Annotated in this window: 26 protein-coding genes and 1 tRNA gene; 11 read left to right on the plus strand and 16 right to left on the minus strand. The window is 62.0% G+C overall.

Going from position 1 to position 15,613, the window contains the following annotated elements; translation table 11 throughout:
- Positions 1 to 22: 22 nt before the first annotated feature.
- The gene (locus ABV408_RS13300; RefSeq protein ID WP_353979407.1) at positions 23 to 298 is read right to left on the minus strand and encodes a hypothetical protein; all 276 of its coding nucleotides are present in this window, start codon (positions 296 to 298) and stop codon (positions 23 to 25) included.
- On the minus strand, positions 295 to 972 hold the full coding sequence (locus ABV408_RS13305; RefSeq protein WP_353979408.1) for a hypothetical protein: 678 nt from the start codon (positions 970 to 972) through the stop codon (positions 295 to 297). The genes ABV408_RS13300 and ABV408_RS13305 overlap by 4 nt, the downstream gene beginning before the upstream one ends.
- A 451-nt stretch (positions 973 to 1,423) precedes the next feature.
- On the opposite strand from ABV408_RS13305, the gene ABV408_RS13310 reads away from it, so the two are divergent.
- Complete coding sequence (locus tag ABV408_RS13310; protein WP_353979409.1) at positions 1,424 to 1,615, plus strand: hypothetical protein; 192 nt, start codon at positions 1,424 to 1,426, stop codon at positions 1,613 to 1,615.
- A 3-nt stretch (positions 1,616 to 1,618) separates the two neighbouring features.
- Here ABV408_RS13310 and ABV408_RS13315 read toward each other — a convergent pair whose 3' ends face one another.
- From ABV408_RS13315 to ABV408_RS13350, 8 genes are read right to left on the minus strand one after another with little or no spacing between them, the layout of a single operon-like run.
- Entirely contained in the window at positions 1,619 to 2,218 is a 600-nt protein-coding gene (locus ABV408_RS13315; protein WP_353979410.1) for a hypothetical protein, read from the minus strand.
- 28 nt (positions 2,219 to 2,246) lie between these two features.
- Complete coding sequence (locus ABV408_RS13320; RefSeq protein ID WP_353979411.1) at positions 2,247 to 2,726, minus strand: VRR-NUC domain-containing protein; 480 nt, start codon at positions 2,724 to 2,726, stop codon at positions 2,247 to 2,249.
- Positions 2,723 to 3,013 (minus strand): hypothetical protein, encoded by a 291-nt coding sequence (locus tag ABV408_RS13325; RefSeq protein WP_353979412.1) that lies wholly within the window; start codon positions 3,011 to 3,013, stop codon positions 2,723 to 2,725. The genes ABV408_RS13320 and ABV408_RS13325 overlap by 4 nt, the downstream gene beginning before the upstream one ends.
- Complete coding sequence (locus tag ABV408_RS13330) at positions 3,013 to 3,294, minus strand: hypothetical protein (RefSeq protein ID WP_353979413.1); 282 nt, start codon at positions 3,292 to 3,294, stop codon at positions 3,013 to 3,015. The genes ABV408_RS13325 and ABV408_RS13330 overlap by 1 nt, the downstream gene beginning before the upstream one ends.
- Complete coding sequence (locus ABV408_RS13335; RefSeq protein ID WP_353979414.1) at positions 3,291 to 3,452, minus strand: hypothetical protein; 162 nt, start codon at positions 3,450 to 3,452, stop codon at positions 3,291 to 3,293. The genes ABV408_RS13330 and ABV408_RS13335 overlap by 4 nt, the downstream gene beginning before the upstream one ends.
- Before the next feature lie 2 nt (positions 3,453 to 3,454).
- Positions 3,455 to 4,117, minus strand: a complete 663-nt coding sequence (locus tag ABV408_RS13340; RefSeq protein WP_353979415.1) for a replication protein P — start codon at positions 4,115 to 4,117, stop codon at positions 3,455 to 3,457.
- Positions 4,098 to 5,057, minus strand: coding sequence for a DnaT-like ssDNA-binding domain-containing protein (locus ABV408_RS13345; RefSeq protein WP_353979416.1), 960 nt, complete (start codon positions 5,055 to 5,057; stop codon positions 4,098 to 4,100). Before ABV408_RS13345 ends, ABV408_RS13340 begins: the two co-directional genes overlap by 20 nt.
- On the minus strand, positions 5,057 to 5,395 hold the full coding sequence (locus ABV408_RS13350) for a hypothetical protein (protein WP_353979417.1): 339 nt from the start codon (positions 5,393 to 5,395) through the stop codon (positions 5,057 to 5,059). The genes ABV408_RS13345 and ABV408_RS13350 overlap by 1 nt, the downstream gene beginning before the upstream one ends.
- 119 nt (positions 5,396 to 5,514) lie before the next feature.
- Here ABV408_RS13350 and ABV408_RS13355 point away from each other — a divergent pair, with 119 nt between their 5' ends.
- Complete coding sequence (locus ABV408_RS13355; protein ID WP_353979418.1) at positions 5,515 to 5,781, plus strand: hypothetical protein; 267 nt, start codon at positions 5,515 to 5,517, stop codon at positions 5,779 to 5,781.
- Positions 5,782 to 5,942: 161 nt separating this feature from the next.
- Here the strand turns inward: ABV408_RS13355 and ABV408_RS13360 are convergent, their stop codons facing one another.
- Positions 5,943 to 6,236, minus strand: coding sequence for a hypothetical protein (locus tag ABV408_RS13360; RefSeq protein ID WP_353979419.1), 294 nt, complete (start codon positions 6,234 to 6,236; stop codon positions 5,943 to 5,945).
- A gap of 104 nt (positions 6,237 to 6,340) precedes the next feature.
- Between ABV408_RS13360 and ABV408_RS13365 the strand changes: the two genes are divergently transcribed.
- From ABV408_RS13365 to ABV408_RS13380, 4 genes are all read left to right on the plus strand, one after another.
- Complete coding sequence (locus ABV408_RS13365) at positions 6,341 to 7,117, plus strand: helix-turn-helix transcriptional regulator (RefSeq protein ID WP_353979420.1); 777 nt, start codon at positions 6,341 to 6,343, stop codon at positions 7,115 to 7,117.
- Between the two features lie 825 nt (positions 7,118 to 7,942).
- Entirely contained in the window at positions 7,943 to 8,356 is a 414-nt protein-coding gene (locus ABV408_RS13370; RefSeq protein ID WP_353979421.1) for a LuxR C-terminal-related transcriptional regulator, read from the plus strand.
- Positions 8,353 to 8,646: a hypothetical protein gene (locus ABV408_RS13375; RefSeq protein WP_353979422.1), complete on the plus strand. Its 294-nt coding sequence runs from the start codon at positions 8,353 to 8,355 to the stop codon at positions 8,644 to 8,646. Before ABV408_RS13370 ends, ABV408_RS13375 begins: the two co-directional genes overlap by 4 nt.
- Positions 8,637 to 8,918 carry a hypothetical protein gene (locus ABV408_RS13380; protein ID WP_353979423.1) on the plus strand — a complete coding sequence of 94 codons (282 nt, stop codon included), beginning with the start codon at positions 8,637 to 8,639 and terminating at the stop codon, positions 8,916 to 8,918. Before ABV408_RS13375 ends, ABV408_RS13380 begins: the two co-directional genes overlap by 10 nt.
- Positions 8,919 to 9,109: 191 nt before the next feature.
- Here the strand turns inward: ABV408_RS13380 and ABV408_RS13385 are convergent, their stop codons facing one another.
- On the minus strand, positions 9,110 to 10,000 hold the full coding sequence (locus ABV408_RS13385; protein ID WP_353979424.1) for a hypothetical protein: 891 nt from the start codon (positions 9,998 to 10,000) through the stop codon (positions 9,110 to 9,112).
- A gap of 110 nt (positions 10,001 to 10,110) precedes the next feature.
- Between ABV408_RS13385 and ABV408_RS13390 the strand changes: the two genes are divergently transcribed.
- The 3 genes from ABV408_RS13390 (at position 10,111) to ABV408_RS13400 (ending at position 12,220) form a co-directional block, all read left to right on the plus strand.
- The gene (locus ABV408_RS13390; RefSeq protein WP_353979425.1) at positions 10,111 to 10,389 is read left to right on the plus strand and encodes a hypothetical protein; all 279 of its coding nucleotides are present in this window, start codon (positions 10,111 to 10,113) and stop codon (positions 10,387 to 10,389) included.
- 31 nt (positions 10,390 to 10,420) lie between these two features.
- Positions 10,421 to 11,776, plus strand: a complete 1,356-nt coding sequence (locus tag ABV408_RS13395; RefSeq protein ID WP_353979426.1) for a DNA cytosine methyltransferase — start codon at positions 10,421 to 10,423, stop codon at positions 11,774 to 11,776.
- A 99-nt stretch (positions 11,777 to 11,875) separates the two neighbouring features.
- Complete coding sequence (locus tag ABV408_RS13400; RefSeq protein ID WP_353979427.1) at positions 11,876 to 12,220, plus strand: hypothetical protein; 345 nt, start codon at positions 11,876 to 11,878, stop codon at positions 12,218 to 12,220.
- A gap of 157 nt (positions 12,221 to 12,377) precedes the next feature.
- On the opposite strand, the gene ABV408_RS13405 is transcribed toward ABV408_RS13400, so the two are convergent.
- Positions 12,378 to 12,572, minus strand: coding sequence for a hypothetical protein (locus tag ABV408_RS13405; RefSeq protein ID WP_353979428.1), 195 nt, complete (start codon positions 12,570 to 12,572; stop codon positions 12,378 to 12,380).
- On the opposite strand from ABV408_RS13405, the gene ABV408_RS13410 reads away from it, so the two are divergent.
- Both ABV408_RS13410 and ABV408_RS13415 read left to right on the plus strand, forming a co-directional pair.
- Positions 12,565 to 12,909, plus strand: a complete 345-nt coding sequence (locus ABV408_RS13410; protein ID WP_353979429.1) for a helix-turn-helix domain-containing protein — start codon at positions 12,565 to 12,567, stop codon at positions 12,907 to 12,909. The genes ABV408_RS13405 and ABV408_RS13410 overlap by 8 nt on opposite strands.
- Entirely contained in the window at positions 12,795 to 13,937 is a 1,143-nt protein-coding gene (locus ABV408_RS13415) for a site-specific integrase (protein ID WP_353979430.1), read from the plus strand. Before ABV408_RS13410 ends, ABV408_RS13415 begins: the two co-directional genes overlap by 115 nt.
- A gap of 8 nt (positions 13,938 to 13,945) precedes the next feature.
- On the opposite strand, the gene ABV408_RS13420 is transcribed toward ABV408_RS13415, so the two are convergent.
- From ABV408_RS13420 to ABV408_RS13430, 3 genes are all read right to left on the minus strand, one after another.
- A tRNA-Arg gene (locus ABV408_RS13420) sits at positions 13,946 to 14,022 on the minus strand.
- A 128-nt stretch (positions 14,023 to 14,150) separates the two neighbouring features.
- Entirely contained in the window at positions 14,151 to 14,972 is an 822-nt protein-coding gene (locus tag ABV408_RS13425; RefSeq protein WP_353979431.1) for an AraC family transcriptional regulator, read from the minus strand.
- Between the two features lie 9 nt (positions 14,973 to 14,981).
- Positions 14,982 to 15,596, minus strand: a complete 615-nt coding sequence (locus tag ABV408_RS13430) for a LysE family transporter (protein WP_353979432.1) — start codon at positions 15,594 to 15,596, stop codon at positions 14,982 to 14,984.
- Positions 15,597 to 15,613: the final 17 nt, after the last annotated feature.

The following is a 15,613-nucleotide window of genomic DNA, read 5'->3' on the forward strand; positions in this document are numbered from 1 at the left end:
GATCCCCGGTTATGTCGCGCGGCTAACCTCGTTTTTGCGAAGCCCGGTGAATCAGTATCCAGGCGGGGATCATCGACAGATTGAGCAGTAACCGGCCGATGGCTGTTCGGTCGCTCAGAGCGATATCCACCGCCATGTCAGCACCACGAAACGCCAACAGCCCGCCGGCGGTCGCGATCACTAGGTGGATGGCGAAGCGTGTCCAGCCATCATCGACGCGGTTGAGCGCGATCAAGCATTGGATGATGAGACCAACAGCGATCAGGAAATTGGCCGCAGCCATCAGGGAGCCGATCATGCCGCCACCTCCTCCTGCCACACGTCCCGAGCGTCCGCCGGGCGCTGGCCTTCGATCAGCATCTCCTGCACCCGCTGGGCGGCCTCGTCCTTGGTGACGCGACCATCGTTGTCCGCATCGAGTCCGGCATTCTGGCGGTACGAGACACGTCCCTCGGTGAACAGCACCGCGCCACCCGGCCGACCCACATAGGCGGGCAGCAGGATGGCTAGGTACATATCGGGCAGCGTCGAGATGCGGCGGTGATAAGGGCGGAAGTAGGCCTCGACATACTCGAGCTGTTCGATGTCCGTCATCGCCGCCAGCGCTTCGGTCGTCGTGCCCAGGCCGCGAGCGGTCAGGGGCATGAACTGGATCAGGCCGGTAGCGCCAGAGCCCGCCGCATTGCGCACGGCAGGGTCGAACGTCCGGCCGGTCTCGAACGCCATGCAGGCCATTAGCCAGTTGACGTGGTCCAGCGACCAACCGAAGCGCGCCGACAGCGCGAACAGCGCATCGACGAAGGCGTCGGACACATGAGCGCCCCAGGCGAGGCGCACGCGCAGCGGATAGCGACCGCTGCCGATCATCTCGACATCGCGCATGAATCGCATGGGGAACTCCGAATAGAAAGGCCGCAGCACGGCGGCAAGATCGCGCAGCAAGCCAGATGGCGCGAAAAAGGCGCCGCCCATGCTCTGGGAAACGTGGGGGAGCACGCGGGGAGCGAGCACAGGCGGCGAACACGAGTTAAATTAAATAACCGCACCGCCAACCAGGAGTAAAACGATGCTTGAAATAGTCGATATCGGAGGAGTTTCTACCAAAGGACCAGACATATACTACGTCGCGGTAGGATATTCAGATGGATCACGGGGGCAGATTCGATTGCCCGCAACCTATAAAGAAGCATTTGATAATGCGCCTTTCCAAGCCCGCAAGGTTTTGCTTAATGCAGCCAAGTCCAGCAAAGAGGGAACCTAATGACGACTGCGCCCCGGCCGGTGATACCGATCAGGGCGCAGAGAAGACAAGCTTAGCTGAATAGTACCCCCGAGCGGTCACGAACACAACATATAGTATTCGTGCTATTTTCTGGCGCTCGTTAAACCCGTTATCTCAGCTCAACATTCAGGGAGAGCAGCAATGCTGTTGGGAGCCATCACAATCATCGTCGCCGTCATCGCTGGGATAGCCATGGCGAACAAACACAGCGAGAAACCTATGAGCCGGGGAGCCAACAACACCGTGATCACGGTGCTGGTGATCATTGGCGCCATCATACTCGCCGGGGTGTTTCTGCTGCAGTACGTGATACCACCATACGGTAGAATCTGACGCTCAGGCCACCATCTGCGCCTGCTCACCTACTAGCGCCACCAGCATCTTCCGCGCGTTCTTCGCAGAGTTGCGCAGCGCTTCGGCCGTCATGAACACGCTGCCGCTAGCCCCCATCGCATACCCCAGCCGCTGCAGGATAACTCGCTGGGCGCCACACACCTCCGCCAGCGTCAAACCACGATGCCCCTGCTTAATCGCTTCCATGCGCTGCTGGTCGCCGAGCACCGGCTGGGCCCACTGCTGAACCGGGATCGCATATCCCGCCAGCAGCAGGGCCATCCGCTGCCTCTCGGTGAGGTGCACCAGCAGTGCCTGGGCCATCGACCGCCAGCGGCAGGCATGCCGATAGCGCTCCGCGGCCTCCATCACGTGGTCAACGCAACCCGTCACCTCGCCGCGCCCCTCGCCCATGCCCGCCAGCGGGCTGACTTTGTGATGCCCCAGATTGAGGTGCCGATAGTCCAGCCGCCACTCGATCTCGACCTCGATCAGCTCATCGAGACAACGGCGCAGCGCCCGGGCACGCAGTGTGCTGCCCTCCGGCTCGCGCCTGATCACCGCCAACAGTTGATTGATCCCCATCAGCTCCAGCTGTCGCATGCTCTCCCCCTATCCCTGTCCTGAATCGTTACCACTTCGTCCCATGCGGCATGGCCTGCCGCTGCTCAATAATCGTCGGCTCCCACCCGGCGTACTTCCTCAGTACCGCTTTGGCCTCCTCCAAGCCACGGGCCAGCACCGCGCAGTACCCGCGGCGATCAGCCTTCTCCAGCCACTCGCGCTGACTGGCCGCCGTAGCGGCGTGATTCGGCGGCGTCGCCTTGAACTCGAGGTAGAGCCCAAGCCACCCACCGCGACCTTCCATCACCACCAGGTCGGAGACACCCGAGCGAACACCCTGGCGCTTGAGATCCGCCGCCGTCTTCTTGTTGCGCTGGCCACCGTTTGGCACGTGATAGATCACGTCGTAGAGATCGCCCACGGGCATGCCGCGCTGCTGCTCGCCGAACAGCCAGCGGATCAGCACCATCTGCTCGATGCCCTCGTGATCGACCCGCGGGGCCCGGGGCGCCCGCGCCGTCCGGCTGCGAGTAGCGGTGACGGTCATTGCAGAACCTCTGCCCAGGCTTGCCAGTCATAGCCGCATTCGCAGACGCCACCCTCGGCATGATCCGCGTGCAGCGAGCAGCCGGGCGTTGGGCATGACGGCACCATCACCAGAACCTTGGTGCCCGGCGGGAACGTCTCGGCCGCCAGGCTGATCTCATCCAGCCGATAGGCGCCCAGGTCGCCCTCGCCTTGGCACTCCCAAGACCGCCCGCCTTTCACGCAGCTGGCTGGTTCTGCTGGCTTTGCCTCTGCCGCCATGATCTGGGTGTACTGACTCTCTGGCATCACTTCCCCCTCGCCTGACGGCGCGCCCAGCGCTGGTAGTCGGCGACGATGCGGTCGAGCATCAGCCGCGCGTCGTGGTTCGTGTCCAGCTCCCGGCGGCTCTTGATGCCGCAGGCGTGCCGGATGAAGTCGGCGGCATCCTGCTCATCGTGCGTGCCGTCGGGCAGCAGCTCGGGCGTCAACTCCTCCCGGTATCGGCGCCGATGGTCGAGATAGAGCCGGAACTGCGGATTGGCGCCGATCAGCGCCGCGCGGGCGGCCTGGGTGTCCGTGCGTCTCACTGGCCCACCCCCTCGGCGCGGCGACGGCTCATGCAGTGGCAGCAGTACGGCTCGCCCGGGTCGAAGCACATCGTGCCGCGGGGCTGGCCACACAAGCCGCAATGGCGCCGGGCGGGCCGGCGTCGGCGCGCCTGGTTGTAGCGAGTGGAGCGGGTCATGCTCACGCCCTCCCCGTGGCGGCTTTCAACATCGCCAGCCCCTGGCTGGCATTCATGCGGTGCGGCAGGCCCGCGGCCTCCGCCTGCTGCTGGGCGGCCTCACGGCTGGCGCGCTCCGCAAGCTCGGCGCGATTGCGGGTAGCGTCGTTCTCGATCAGCCCCTGGGCGGCCAGTGGCTGCCCCGCCATCACCCGATTGACCAGGGCGCCGTACTCGTGAGAAAACCGCTTCTCCAGCCGGACGCGCACGCTCTGCGCCGTGGTACCGTGGATCTCGCGCCAGCCGATCGCCTGCCCGGCCATGCGCACGGCGTCGTGGCTCCAGCGCCAGCCCGCGGGGTCGTGGCAGTGTGCGCAGGCCTCGCGCCAAGCCGCGTCGACCGTCGGTAGCCCCACGTCCTCGGGCCTTGGCTCACACATCGCGGCGAAAGCAGCCGGCTGTGGCGGCCAGGCCGTGTCGCCGGAACGGGCCGCGTCTCGAATCTCAACGCGCAACCGATGGAAACCACGCTCGAGGTGGCTGATCGCCAGATGAGCAAGCTCGGCCCCCCACACGCCTTGCTCGTCAAACTCGCCCCACTGCTTCTCGAACTTCGCCCCGTAGAGATTCCGCATACCGTCGAACAGCGCATCGACGACCTCAGGGCTAGCGGTGCCATTGCCCATCGGATGGACGCTCTCCGCCCTGCCGCTCGGCTTCTGCTGCTGCCCTTGCTTCGGCAGCTGTGCGACGGCGTGGGGGAGTACGTTGGCGGCCGTTTGCATAGGCACCTCCAGTCGATTGCGGTTGAGCGATAGCGTTGCGTTGATCGTTGCGGACCCAGTCTACGAAGCGACCGATCCAACCCGCTGGCGCCAATTGGCGGTTTGGATCACCAGCGTGATGGGCCACGAACTTCGCGAGCTGGTGGGGCTCGTAGCGGGTTTCCGGCGACATGCCGGCGCGATAGCACTGGGCGGCGAACATCTCGGGATTCGGCTCCCAATCCAGCGCCATGGCGTGCTTGCGCGCAGGGTGAGCACTGTTGCCACCCAGGGACGCCGGCTTGCCGATCTTGTCGACCAGCGGCTGGCCGTCGTCGGCAAACTGTTGAGCGTGATCGAGCGGCCCGCCCGCAGTGTGAGTGTTGGGGTTAGGATCATTGGTATCTTGATTCGTCGGAGATTTTTCCGACCCTGGCTCGGAGATTTTTCCGACCCCGCTCGGAGATTTTTCCGAGGTCGGATATTTTTCCGACCCTTGCTCATCGGCGCTTCTGCTGAGGGTCGGAGATTTTTCCGACCCTGCCTTCGGCGCCCCGCGGTTCCAGGTCTTGCCCTTCTCCGTCAGCCGCATGTAGGTGCGGTTGTCGCAGCTGGTGATCTGGATTACACCCAGCACCGCCAGCTGCTTCATGAGCCGATAGGCGGTGTCCTGCTTGTCGGTCAGCAGCGGCAGCTCGGCGACCACCTTCGACTTGCTCACGTTGTAGAACGTCTGCCCGTCGAGCTGGCGCGCGTCCGCCCAGGTCGGCACCTGGTGCAGGAAGGCGAACAGCATCGCCTGCTGCGCGTTGAGCCCCCACTCCACAGCGCGGGCCTGATTGATGGCGACGAGGTATTGCATCAGCTCACCCGAGCATCGAACGTAGGCAGCGGCGCGTTGGGCAGCATTTCCGTGCCCAACGCCAGGGCATGGAAACGGGCCGACTCACTCAGATGAAACGCGATCGTCTTGTCGCGGCGCGCCCGAGCGTCATCGTCGAATGGTTCGGCTCGGCTCATCAGCTCGGCCGTAGCGGCGTGGTAGCGTGCGCCAGTGTGGGCCAGCTCCAAGCGCCGCTTCGCCTCGTCCATCGGCTTCTCGCTCGCCAACTCCGCGCGCTGCCGGGTGAGGCGGTAGATCTCATCGGACAAATCGCTGGTCAGCCAGCTGGAGTAGCTCGGCGTGATTGTCTTGGTCATGGTGTGCTCCCCCGAAGCGTTCCCGCGGCCGGCAAACAGCCGACCAGCGGGCAATAGAGGGCCATGCCGCCAGCGGTTACAGTGGGAGTTCTCACACAACCGACTGAGGTACCGGCGACATGGCCGAAACTGAACAGAGCTCGCTCACTGACGAGCAAAAGAGGCTGGCTGAGGCAGAAGCCCAGATTACCTACCACCGCTCCCGCGTCTTGACGCTTAGGGGCGACCAGATCGCCAAGCGGGAGGGCTACAAGAGTTCCGAGCTGTGCGGCATCTACGCGGTTCGCTACTACCTCATGCAGAAGCATCACTGGACTCCCGCGCAGGTGTTTGCGATGAGCGAAGAGCATCTCGAGTTCGCGATGCTCGAAGAGCGTGGCAAGTAGAACCAGCCGCTAAGAGACTGGCTCCAAGATCATCACCCTCTTCTCGCGCCTGCTCGGCTCGAAGGCGGAGCAGGCGCGAACTTGATGTATCGAGCGCAACCTTGGCCGCCATCAGCGATTGTTCATGAGTCATGGCGTGCTCCCCGCCCCTGTATGAATTTTCACCCCCGATAGGAGGCAGTTTTCGAGCTCTTGGCTTGGGTAGACTGGGCACCAGAAGAGGCATGAAAGCAGTCGAGTTCCGGCCACATCACGTGCCAGTCGTCAGGGCGCAGCTGCTGTCGAGTGGCAGCACCGTTGGAGGCTTTCTCGATCAGGGCCGCCGTGCCGACAGACGCTGTCTTATGGCCGTAGCCGATCAAGCGGAGGTAGGACCGGGTCGTGCCGGTGTCGGCGACCTGCTGGTCGGTGGCACTCTTCAGCCAGACGAGCAGGCCTTCAATGCGTGTCTTCATCGGTGGCTCCAGTAAGAAACGCCACCATGATTACCCATGGGTAATGATTAAATCAATACCCGCAGGGAATTTACCTGCGAGTAACGAGCGCGGAAGATTCCCGCATGGACATCTACGACATTCGCCGCAGCAACCTGCTGACACTGCTGAAAGAGCGTTTCGGTGGGAACAAATCCAAGCTGGCCGACGCTATCGATCGGCAGCCGAGCTACGTATCACGATGCCTATCTGATGGCGCACACCGTAAACGGATTGGCGAAGACTTTGCGCGACACGTGGAAGACCTGCTGGGCCTTCCTACTCGTTGGCTGGACGAGCTGGAGCACGGGCAGGCGAATGACGTATCCCGAGGTGTAGGCACGCCGGAAGCAATAGGAAAGCCTGAGGCCGACAACGAGCTCACCTTCACCGAGAACGTGAACCCTTGGGACCATTCCAGACCTTTGGCAGATGACGAGGTAGAGATCCCACTATTCCGGGAGGTTGCGTTGTCGGGCGGCGGGGGCCGCACGCAGGTAGTCGAAAACAACGGGGCGACTTTGCGCTTCAAGCGTCGCACCCTAAGGAGCGCAGGGGTGTCGAAGGAGTCAGCAGCATGTGCTTACGTTGAAGGTAGCAGCATGGAGCCCATACTGCCGGATGGGGCTTCGGTGGGAGTGGACACTTCCGATAAGCAGATCAAGAGCGGCAAGATGTACGCCATCGACCACGACGGGCTGCTTCGAGTGAAGTTTCTCTATCGGCTGCCAGGTGGAGGGCTACGTATACGCAGCGCCAACCCCGATAAGATAGAGCACCCCGATGAGGATCTGGGGCCGGACTGGCCGGAGCAGGTGAACGTCATCGGCAAGGTCTTCTGGTATAGCGTGGTTCTGCACTGATTCTAATCATATATATATCTAAATAAAGAAGCCCCGCTCGGTCATTCTAGCGGGGCTTTTTCGCATTCGTATGGGAGAAATTTTATTCTCTTCGCAGGGTACGTTTAGCGCAACCATGCGGCTTGGCTGACAGGGCAAAATTATCCACAGGAAACTCACAGAAAAAAACCACATCTTTGCTTGGAAAACCAAATGGCTACCATATATAGTTTTTGCAGCGGGTAGCAACTTATCCGCCAAGAGGAAAGGCTCTCCTGCTGGAGAGCCCTTCTAAACCCCTTAGAGACTAAGGTGTACAGGTAGCCTTCTCCTATGGCGAGCATCAGCGTTGCAGCGCCGCTCACCCAGGGTCCCAGAAGTTACCGTAGGTGTAATTTAGAGTGTGACACTCAAAGTGTAAAGGCGGATAACAGCCATTCTGGTTGTCTTTTTGCCACACACAGTCACACATCTTTTCCGACCTACCGTGCACCAGCTGTCTCGCATGCTCATAAGGAGCACGCAAGATGCCTCAGTATCGACCTCGCAAGCCACTGATGAGCTATCCGCCGGAAGAGCGCCACCGTGTGGCTAGCGATGCTGGCAAGACCCTGCAAGAGTGGAAGGAGTTGCAGTCCTTTGCGCCCCTGACTCGTACGTCTTCCAGGCATCCACCAGCAAGCAACCAGGATGATCTAGATCTCTGAACCAGAGATAGGTGAGCGAAACCCGCCCTCAGAGGCGGGTTTTTTCTGTCTCGTAGAAATTTCGTAACCCCTGGGTATTGACCTATAGATTACCTGTGGGTAATAGTTACCTCAAGACAACGCCATCTTGGGTAACAAAATGCACAAGGTCATTCAAACCACTCAAACGATCCACGCCTTCGGCTACCGCTGCCGGGTAGGCAAACGCGCCCAAGGCCTCCCCACCGCCAATCAGGCCTTTGTCATTGCGGGCATTGCCGCCGGCATGACTCAGAAAGAGATCGCCAAGGCTCGCGGGGTTTCGCCGGCGACCGTCAAAAGCACCGTTGAAGCGATCTACTTCACCCTTAGAGCCCAACGAGCCACGGAAGCTGTCGCCCAGGCTATGCGGCGCACGTGGATCGCCCCGCTGCTGCTGGCAATCACGATCAGCGCCATCTCGCCGGACGTGCACATGCAGCGCCTGCGCTCCAGCGGCGGCCGCCAGACGATCAGCATCACGAAGCTCAGCCGCCGCCAGGAGAGCCACGATGTCAGCGGGGTGGCCGCATGAGCCTCAAGACCTTCTGCTATCCGGCGCACCAGATCGTTGCCGTATACGACGAGCAGCTCTGCACCAACGGCCAGCCCGACACCGGCGTGCAGTATCTGGGCCGCCTGCGCGAATGGGGCGCACCCGCCAGCGGCTACCGCCCGGCGCTCTTCCTCCCGGCAAAGCAGCGAATCGTCGTCATCACAGATAAGTGCTTCGGCCGCGAGATAAATGCCCGCGCTTGGATCGCCGACCAGATCCGCCTGATCGCCATCGCCCGCAAACGCAAGGAGGCCAACGCATGCGCCTGATCACCAGCCCCCTGGCCGGCGTCGCCGCCGGGATCATCACCCTGGCGGTGCTCACCGTGGCGTCTACCGACCTGCTCGGCCCAAGCGACTACGACGTGCAGCTCATGCAGCAGGCCCGCTATTGCGACGGCGTCGCCACCTGGCGCGCCGAAGCCGCCCGCGGCGTGCCACCGGCCCGCCGCTACGGCCACCCCGACTACGACGGCATTGCCGCCGAGATCTGCGCCACGGCGCTCAGCAGCACGAACAGCAACGCCTACGCCAGCAACTGAACGACGCAGCCGCCAGCGCACGGCGGCCTGCAACTGAGAGCGTCACGTGTGGCGCTGCCAGATGCAGCAGCTCTTTAACAACTCGGACCCCACGCAGTGCCAGCGGTGCGTAATCCGCTGGCCATCGGAGAGGACTCTAGCTCTCAGCGTCTATGCACTCGACGCGGTGCAAGAATTCTGCCCAATGAAACTCAACTTAAATCTTTATCTTTCGCGGTTTGGCACCGCGATAAATAGTTGTTAGCTGCCTCATATGCGTAACCGGTTAGATAGCTCTCTAGGAGAAAATGCTGTTTTTCGATGGAAAATGCTGATAGATGCCTAAGGATCGAGGCAAACGTATCGATGTGAATAGCAGGATCATGAGGATGGAATTTAACTATAAACTCCTCAGCATCAACACCTGCTTTTCTAGGCGTGACAAGTCTTCCATGGCGATGGCTGTAGAACAAAGACCTGTCTGCTTCTCTCCAGGTCAGCAACAGACCAATCACATCCACTTCGTCACTAACACCTCCTTTAGAGTCTCTAGCGAAAAACTCTTGTTCACACTGGCTTTTTATCATTTCTAAATAAGAGGACGTTTCGTCATCGCTTCCGCCAACATAGGATACATTCTCAGGACTATTGTCTGGAAAAATCAGTTTATACAACTGATCTCTTTGGTGAAACTCAACCTTGTAGGAATTTTCAAGCCTATCGAGCAACTTATTGAATTCACTGACGTGTTGAAAATAGTTAGAAATATTGTCCTGACGAAGCTGCCGTAACAGTTGCGCTTCCACTTTTGACAACTGATCTCTTGTCAACTTTGCCTGCTCGTTTGCGATATATATTTGATTGGCCGCTTGCTCCGATCTATGACTTGCTGCAACCAGCGCTACGAGCGGAAACACTAAAGCTAGCAACCCCAAAGGGATTTTATAAGCCACTAAAAGAAAATTGAACGCTTCATATCCGGATTCGTAACTAAGTCTTGATGTGCAAAAGACATAAACGGCCGCAAGCACAGATATTAAAAGCGGTACTATCAACGCCCACCAGAATCGCTTTAGCTGAAATAAAGATTTATTGTTTTCCATCTTTTCTCCAAACAACCCAAAACAGTCGTTCAAACACTACACAAGCATAACGGCGAGCGCCAGACCGATCGGGCGCTGGCCTTTGTGCTGCCCTCTATCCGGAGGCAGTCATGCCGATCTACCTGCCGACCCGGCGGCATTGCCGCTGCCGGGTGTGTGGCGCGCGCCAGACGAAACCAATGCATCCCGACGAATACGTGCGCGGGCCGCGGTGCCGCAACTGCCACCGGTTCAACACGCTGCGCATCGACAAGTGGGCCGACGCCAAGCCCTGGCGGGCGCTGACCTGCCGCTGTGACGGCTACCACTTCCCGCACCGGCGCGGCTCGCTCTGGTGCTACCACAACCCCGACTACCCGGTGGATGCAGACCGCCGGCTGTTTGCCTGAGCGCATGGGAAGACCCAGGAGACACGACAACATGACCAGTCTTGCACTCAACCTATGCCATGAGCAGACGGCGGATAACTTCGCTGGTGCCGGCGGCGCATCGGAGGGCATTGAGCAGGCCCTGGGCCGGCCCGTGGATCTCGCGGTCAACCACGACGCCTTGGCTATTGCCGCGCACACTGCCAACCACCCCGCCACGCGGCATGCCGTCGCCGACGTATGGGACATCAACCCCGATGAGGCTACCGGCGGCCAACCAGTGGGCCTGGCGTGGTTCTCGCCCGATTGCCGACACCACTCCAAGGCCAAGGGCGGGCGCCCGGTGAGCAAGAGCGTGCGCGGCTTGGCCTGGGTGTCAGTGCGCTGGGCAGCGCGGGTGAAACCGCGTGCGATCATTCTGGAGAACGTCGAGGAGTTCCTCGACTGGGGCCCCTTAGTCAAGAACGCCAAGGGCCACCTGGTGCCAGACCCGAAGCGCAAGGGACAGATGTTCCGCGGCTTTGTGCGCGCGCTCCAGCGCCACGGTTACGAGGTCGACTGGCGCATCCTACGAGCCTGCGACTACGGCACGCCGACAATTCGTAAGCGGCTGTTCCTGATAGCGCGGCGTGACGGCCTGCCGATCTCCTGGCCGAAGGCCACCCACGGAGACCCGGCGGCACCGGCTGTCCAGCGCGGCAAGCTGGCGCCCTACCGCACCGCCGCAGAGTGCATTGACTGGTCGATACCGTGCCCCAGCATCTTCGGCCGGAAAAAAACGCTTGCCGCTGCCACGTTGGACCGTATCGCCAATGGCGTGATGCGCTTTGTCGTCCAGGCATCAGACCCATTCATAGCGCCGGTAATCGCTAGCGCTGAAGATCAGTCGTGCAAGGTCGCAGCCTTTGTGGCCAAGCATTACACCGGCGTGATCGGTGACGACTTACGCAAGCCGCTACCCACCATCACCGCCACCGACCATAACGGGCTCGTTACCGTATCGCTTACGCCTGCCGCGCAAGCCAGTGGTGCCAAGCCAGCTCTGGTAGCCGCTTTCCTCGCACCGTACTACGGCACCGGGTCAGGCGAGACAGGGCGAGATCTGCGCAAGCCGCTCCCCACCATCACTACGACTGATCGCTTCCAGTTGGTCACCGTCACGATCGATGGCGAGAGCTACGCCATTACGGACATTGGCACGCGCATGTTCCAGCCACACGAGCTTGCAGCCGCCCAGGGCTTCCCTGCCAGCTATCAGTTCGCAGAGATCGACGGCAAGCCGGTGCCCAAGCGCACTCAGGTGCGCCTGATCGGCAACAGCGTGTGCCCGCCCCTGGCTCGCGCCCTGGTCGAGGCCAATTTCACCCACGAGCAGAAATTCATGGCCGCGCCGGCGAACGCTGCGTGAAGCCAAAGCGGCCGGATGGTGCCGGCGCCAGGTGGCCGCCAGCAACCGCCAGTGGGCCGACGACAACCGCGACTGAAGGACAACAGCAAGGACAGAACCATGATTCAGCCCGAAGAGATCCAGCGGAACAGCGACGGCATGTGGACTCACTCAGCGTGGGAGGCACTGTTCGACGACCGCGATTACATCGATGCCGACGAACTAGACGAGTGGTGCGTGACTCATCAGCTCGTCGTCGAAACCCGAACGCTGGAAGAAGACCCCGACAGCCCCTTGATTGCCCAGCTCGATGCGTGCGAGCCAGTAGATCTAAGCGCCTGGCCCCTGCAACCGCCCAGCGAAGACCCGGGCTGGTTTCTGCTGGCAATCATCGACACCGAGGATGGGCCGGTGCAGACCTGGGCATACAGCGATACCAAAGCCACCGAGGGCTCCGATGGCTAAGTCGAAGCCGCTGCACTGGCAGGAGCCTGAGACGATCAAGTGCCCGCAGTGCAAGGGAACCGGCGAGTGGATAGGCATGTTCGGGTCTGCCCCGTGCGCCATGTGCGATGGCGCCGGGCTCGTCGGCACCGACGGCGAGCCACTGCCGCCGGAAGATCTACTCGCCATGATGCGCCGCCAGCGCGACCGAGCTGTCGCCGATCTGGACGGCGCCCGCCAGCACTACCGACAGCTGCTGCAGATACCCGGGGTCCGAGAAGCGCTCGCCGCTCAGCAGCAACGAGAGGAAGAGCGGCAGCGTGACGACGACATGGCGCTGCGCAAGCGCCTCCGGGGAGGGTGAGATGGACAAGCTGCTTTGGACACCAGACGAGATCGAGGCCGCGGCGCTGATCCCATACTCAGCCGAGACGATCCGGCGACTCGTCCGCCGTGGCGAGATCGCTGCGCGGAAACATCCTGGGCGCCGGGTGCTGATCCACTACCGCGACCTCGAGGCCTATGCGGAGCGTTTCAGGGGCAGTCATAATGATGCGGTCGCGGGGCCGCATGCGTCAGATGGGGAGATCGACGTATGCCGCGAAAGGCAAAAGAAGGTATCTACGAAAGAAATGACTCGCCGTGCTGGTGGGCGAGCTTCACCGACTCAGAAGGGAGACGAGTTAGGCGCTCTACTGGGGTACCGGTAGGCGCGGCGGGGCGCCAGGAAGCTGAAGCGATCCTGGCGAAGTGGAAGCTGGAGGTGCACCAGCAAAGGATGTGGGGAAAGGAGGCCGACGAGGTTCGCCAGCGCCACACGTTCGATGAGGTGATGCTGGCCTATCTGCGCGGGCACAAGACCCGAACACCGGAGAGACGCCGTCTATCGACGATCAAGCCCCTCTACCCCGTGTTTCACGGCCGGTACATGGACACCATCACCGACCACGATGTGAAGCAGTACATGCGGATGAGAGCGCTCGATGTCTCGCCCGGCACCATCAACAAGGAAGTCGGAGTGTTCTCCGCCGCATGCAACTTCTGCCGGGACGAGCTGGGCTGGCAGATCGGCAACCCAGCGGCGCGAAAGAAAATGAAGGAGCCCGAAGGGCGTGTGAGGTGGCTGAGCCACGAGGAGGCTGGGTCTCTGATAGATGCCGCCAGGCAGCGGGAGCGAGCGCCATGGCTGGCCGACTTCATTCAGCTGTGTCTCTACACCGGCATGCGTCGGGGCGAGGCGACCTCGATAACGTGGAAGCGAGTCGACCTGTCGCGCCGGCTGATCCTGCTGGAAGCAGAGAACACGAAGAGCGCGAGGCGCCGAACGGTGCCATTGCACCCGATCGCTGTGGAAGCGCTGCACAGCCGTAGGCGATGGTGCGATCAGCATTGCCCTGACACCGAGTGGGTGTTCTGCAACAAGAAGGGCGAGATGATCAAGGACATGAAGAAGTCCTTCGCAGCCGCTAAGCGTGACGCGGGAATCAGTGACTTCCGCCAACATGATCAGAGGCACACGCTCGCCAGCTGGATGGTCATGTCGGGAACGGAGCTGATGAAGGTGCGGGACATGCTGGGGCACTCGTCAGTCAAGCTGACCGAGCGTTACGCGCACTTGCACCCCGATGCTCTCCGAGAGGCGGTCGACAACCTGGTTCCGGCACGAAATAGTCACGCTAGCACTGGCATGACCATTCAGCACATCGAGGGAGAGGCCGGGAGGCCGCGGTATCACTGAGATGGCGCTGGTGCCCCCGATAGGATTCGAACCTATGACCTGCCCCTTAGGAGGGGGCCGCTCTATCCAGCTGAGCTACGGGGGCGTGGTGGCGAGACGGCATGGCGCCGCTGTTTCCAAGCGGCGCACAGTATAAGCGCCGGATTCTCCGAGATAAACCCGTTGTGGCCCCGAGTGCTGCCGGCCCGAGCTGTGCGGCGGATGGGCCGGCACTCAGCGAGTCCCGAGCAGCCCGCGCCAGCGCGCCGGAGAGAGGCCATAGGTCCGCCCGAAGGCGCGGGTCATATGGCTCTGGTCAGCGAAGCCGGCGGCATGCGCCGCCTCGGCCAAGCCAGTGCCCGCGGCGATCTGCTGGCGGGCGAGCGCTAGTTGGCGCTGGGTCAGATAGCGGTAGGGGCTGGTGCCGAAGAGCGCGCGAAAGTCCCGCGACAGCGTCCAGCGCGGCTGGCCGGCAATGGCTTCCAGCTCATCCAGCGAGACGCCGTCCAGCAGCGCCGCGTCGAGCCGTTCGCGCACCCGCTGCGCGGCACGGTAATCGGGCAAGCGCTTGGGCGGGCTGCGGCGGGCATCTCCATTGGCGGCCAGAGCATCGGCCAGCTCGGCGATGCCGTCGCTCTCCTCCAGCGGGTCGAGCGCGCCGTCGAGGCTGGCCAATAACGCCTGCACTGCCGTGGCAAGTCGCGGCTCGCAGCAGAGCCCGCCAGCCACGAACGGCAGCGGCTGCCCGCCCAGGGCACTCTGGATCAGCGCTGGCTCGATATAGAGCATGCGGTAGTGAAACCCGCGGGCGTCACCGGCATGGCCGTCGTGGGGTTCGTCCGGGTGCAGCACCAGCACCGTGCCGGGCAGGCTATGGCGATAGCCACGGCGGTAGTTGAAGCTCTGCACGCCGTTCAGGGTCAGGCCGATGGCGAAGCTGTCGTGCCGGTGCATATCGTAGGCATGCCCCTGGAAGCGCGCTTCGATTCGCTCCAGCCGCGATGTCGGCGATGCGATCAGCCAATCACTCTTCCGTCTTCCCTCCGCCTCTGCCATGTCATCTCCTCAGAGCAATGCTGCCCAGACATCGCTATACCAGACATAGTCACGCAACATCAGGATCGCCACGACCACCAGCAGCAGCGCCATCAGCCGATGGCACAGGCGGAACACCTCGGCCCGGGCGATACGCCGGCCAATCAGATGGCCGGCCAGCGCGTAGAGCGCGGGTGCCCCGCCGCCGCCCAGGGCGATCGCCGCCGAGCATGCCAGTAGCTCGCCACCGGCGATGCCGCGCCCCGGAAACATCACCGTGGCGATGGGGATCACCACCAGCGAGTTCTTGGGGTTGAGCAGTTGCATCAGAAAGCCATCGCGAAACATCAGCCTGGCGGCGGGCGCTGTCTGCGCATCGAGCGAGACAGGTGCGCGAAACAGCTTGAACGCCAGGTAGAGAATGTAGGCGCTACCGGCGAATGCGATATAGGGCAGCATACGCTGAACCACGAACAGCTGCCCGGCGAAGCCGATCACCACGAACCAGACGAACATCGCCAGAGCCACTCCCAGGAAAAATCCCAGACTCTCCCGCGGGGAGCGTGTGAGCCCGGCGTTGAGCCCCAGCAGATTGACCGGCCCCGGGGTGTACATGACGGTAAAGGCGTACAGCACGATCTCCATGATTGACTCGCTATTTC

This window comes from Salinicola endophyticus, from assembly GCF_040536835.1.
Taxonomy (GTDB): Bacteria; Pseudomonadota; Gammaproteobacteria; order Pseudomonadales; family Halomonadaceae; genus Salinicola; species Salinicola endophyticus_A.

What these genes read in the sequence shown, in the direction of transcription:
- ABV408_RS13400 (WP_353979427.1), top strand. Translation starts at nt 11,876, where the DNA reads ATGATTCAGCCCGAAGAGATCCAGCGGAACAGCGACGGCATGTGGACT.
- ABV408_RS13315 (WP_353979410.1), bottom strand. Translation starts at nt 2,218, where the DNA reads ATGCGACAGCTGGAGCTGATGGGGATCAATCAACTGTTGGCGGTGATC.
- ABV408_RS13350 (WP_353979417.1), bottom strand. Translation starts at nt 5,395, where the DNA reads ATGACCAAGACAATCACGCCGAGCTACTCCAGCTGGCTGACCAGCGAT.
- ABV408_RS13355 (WP_353979418.1), top strand. Translation starts at nt 5,515, where the DNA reads ATGGCCGAAACTGAACAGAGCTCGCTCACTGACGAGCAAAAGAGGCTG.
- ABV408_RS13390 (WP_353979425.1), top strand. Translation starts at nt 10,111, where the DNA reads ATGCCGATCTACCTGCCGACCCGGCGGCATTGCCGCTGCCGGGTGTGT.
- ABV408_RS13430 (WP_353979432.1), bottom strand. Translation starts at nt 15,596, where the DNA reads ATGGAGATCGTGCTGTACGCCTTTACCGTCATGTACACCCCGGGGCCG.
- ABV408_RS13305 (WP_353979408.1), bottom strand. Translation starts at nt 972, where the DNA reads ATGGGCGGCGCCTTTTTCGCGCCATCTGGCTTGCTGCGCGATCTTGCC.
- ABV408_RS13340 (WP_353979415.1), bottom strand. Translation starts at nt 4,117, where the DNA reads ATGGGCAATGGCACCGCTAGCCCTGAGGTCGTCGATGCGCTGTTCGAC.
- ABV408_RS13370 (WP_353979421.1), top strand. Translation starts at nt 7,943, where the DNA reads ATGCACAAGGTCATTCAAACCACTCAAACGATCCACGCCTTCGGCTAC.
- ABV408_RS13335 (WP_353979414.1), bottom strand. Translation starts at nt 3,452, where the DNA reads ATGACCCGCTCCACTCGCTACAACCAGGCGCGCCGACGCCGGCCCGCC.
- ABV408_RS13380 (WP_353979423.1), top strand. Translation starts at nt 8,637, where the DNA reads ATGCGCCTGATCACCAGCCCCCTGGCCGGCGTCGCCGCCGGGATCATC.
- ABV408_RS13395 (WP_353979426.1), top strand. Translation starts at nt 10,421, where the DNA reads ATGACCAGTCTTGCACTCAACCTATGCCATGAGCAGACGGCGGATAAC.
- ABV408_RS13360 (WP_353979419.1), bottom strand. Translation starts at nt 6,236, where the DNA reads ATGAAGACACGCATTGAAGGCCTGCTCGTCTGGCTGAAGAGTGCCACC.
- ABV408_RS13300 (WP_353979407.1), bottom strand. Translation starts at nt 298, where the DNA reads ATGATCGGCTCCCTGATGGCTGCGGCCAATTTCCTGATCGCTGTTGGT.
- ABV408_RS13425 (WP_353979431.1), bottom strand. Translation starts at nt 14,972, where the DNA reads ATGGCAGAGGCGGAGGGAAGACGGAAGAGTGATTGGCTGATCGCATCG.
- ABV408_RS13320 (WP_353979411.1), bottom strand. Translation starts at nt 2,726, where the DNA reads ATGACCGTCACCGCTACTCGCAGCCGGACGGCGCGGGCGCCCCGGGCC.
- ABV408_RS13365 (WP_353979420.1), top strand. Translation starts at nt 6,341, where the DNA reads ATGGACATCTACGACATTCGCCGCAGCAACCTGCTGACACTGCTGAAA.
- ABV408_RS13375 (WP_353979422.1), top strand. Translation starts at nt 8,353, where the DNA reads ATGAGCCTCAAGACCTTCTGCTATCCGGCGCACCAGATCGTTGCCGTA.
- ABV408_RS13310 (WP_353979409.1), top strand. Translation starts at nt 1,424, where the DNA reads ATGCTGTTGGGAGCCATCACAATCATCGTCGCCGTCATCGCTGGGATA.
- ABV408_RS13385 (WP_353979424.1), bottom strand. Translation starts at nt 10,000, where the DNA reads ATGGAAAACAATAAATCTTTATTTCAGCTAAAGCGATTCTGGTGGGCG.
- ABV408_RS13345 (WP_353979416.1), bottom strand. Translation starts at nt 5,057, where the DNA reads ATGCAATACCTCGTCGCCATCAATCAGGCCCGCGCTGTGGAGTGGGGG.
- ABV408_RS13410 (WP_353979429.1), top strand. Translation starts at nt 12,565, where the DNA reads ATGGACAAGCTGCTTTGGACACCAGACGAGATCGAGGCCGCGGCGCTG.
- ABV408_RS13325 (WP_353979412.1), bottom strand. Translation starts at nt 3,013, where the DNA reads ATGCCAGAGAGTCAGTACACCCAGATCATGGCGGCAGAGGCAAAGCCA.
- ABV408_RS13415 (WP_353979430.1), top strand. Translation starts at nt 12,795, where the DNA reads ATGCCGCGAAAGGCAAAAGAAGGTATCTACGAAAGAAATGACTCGCCG.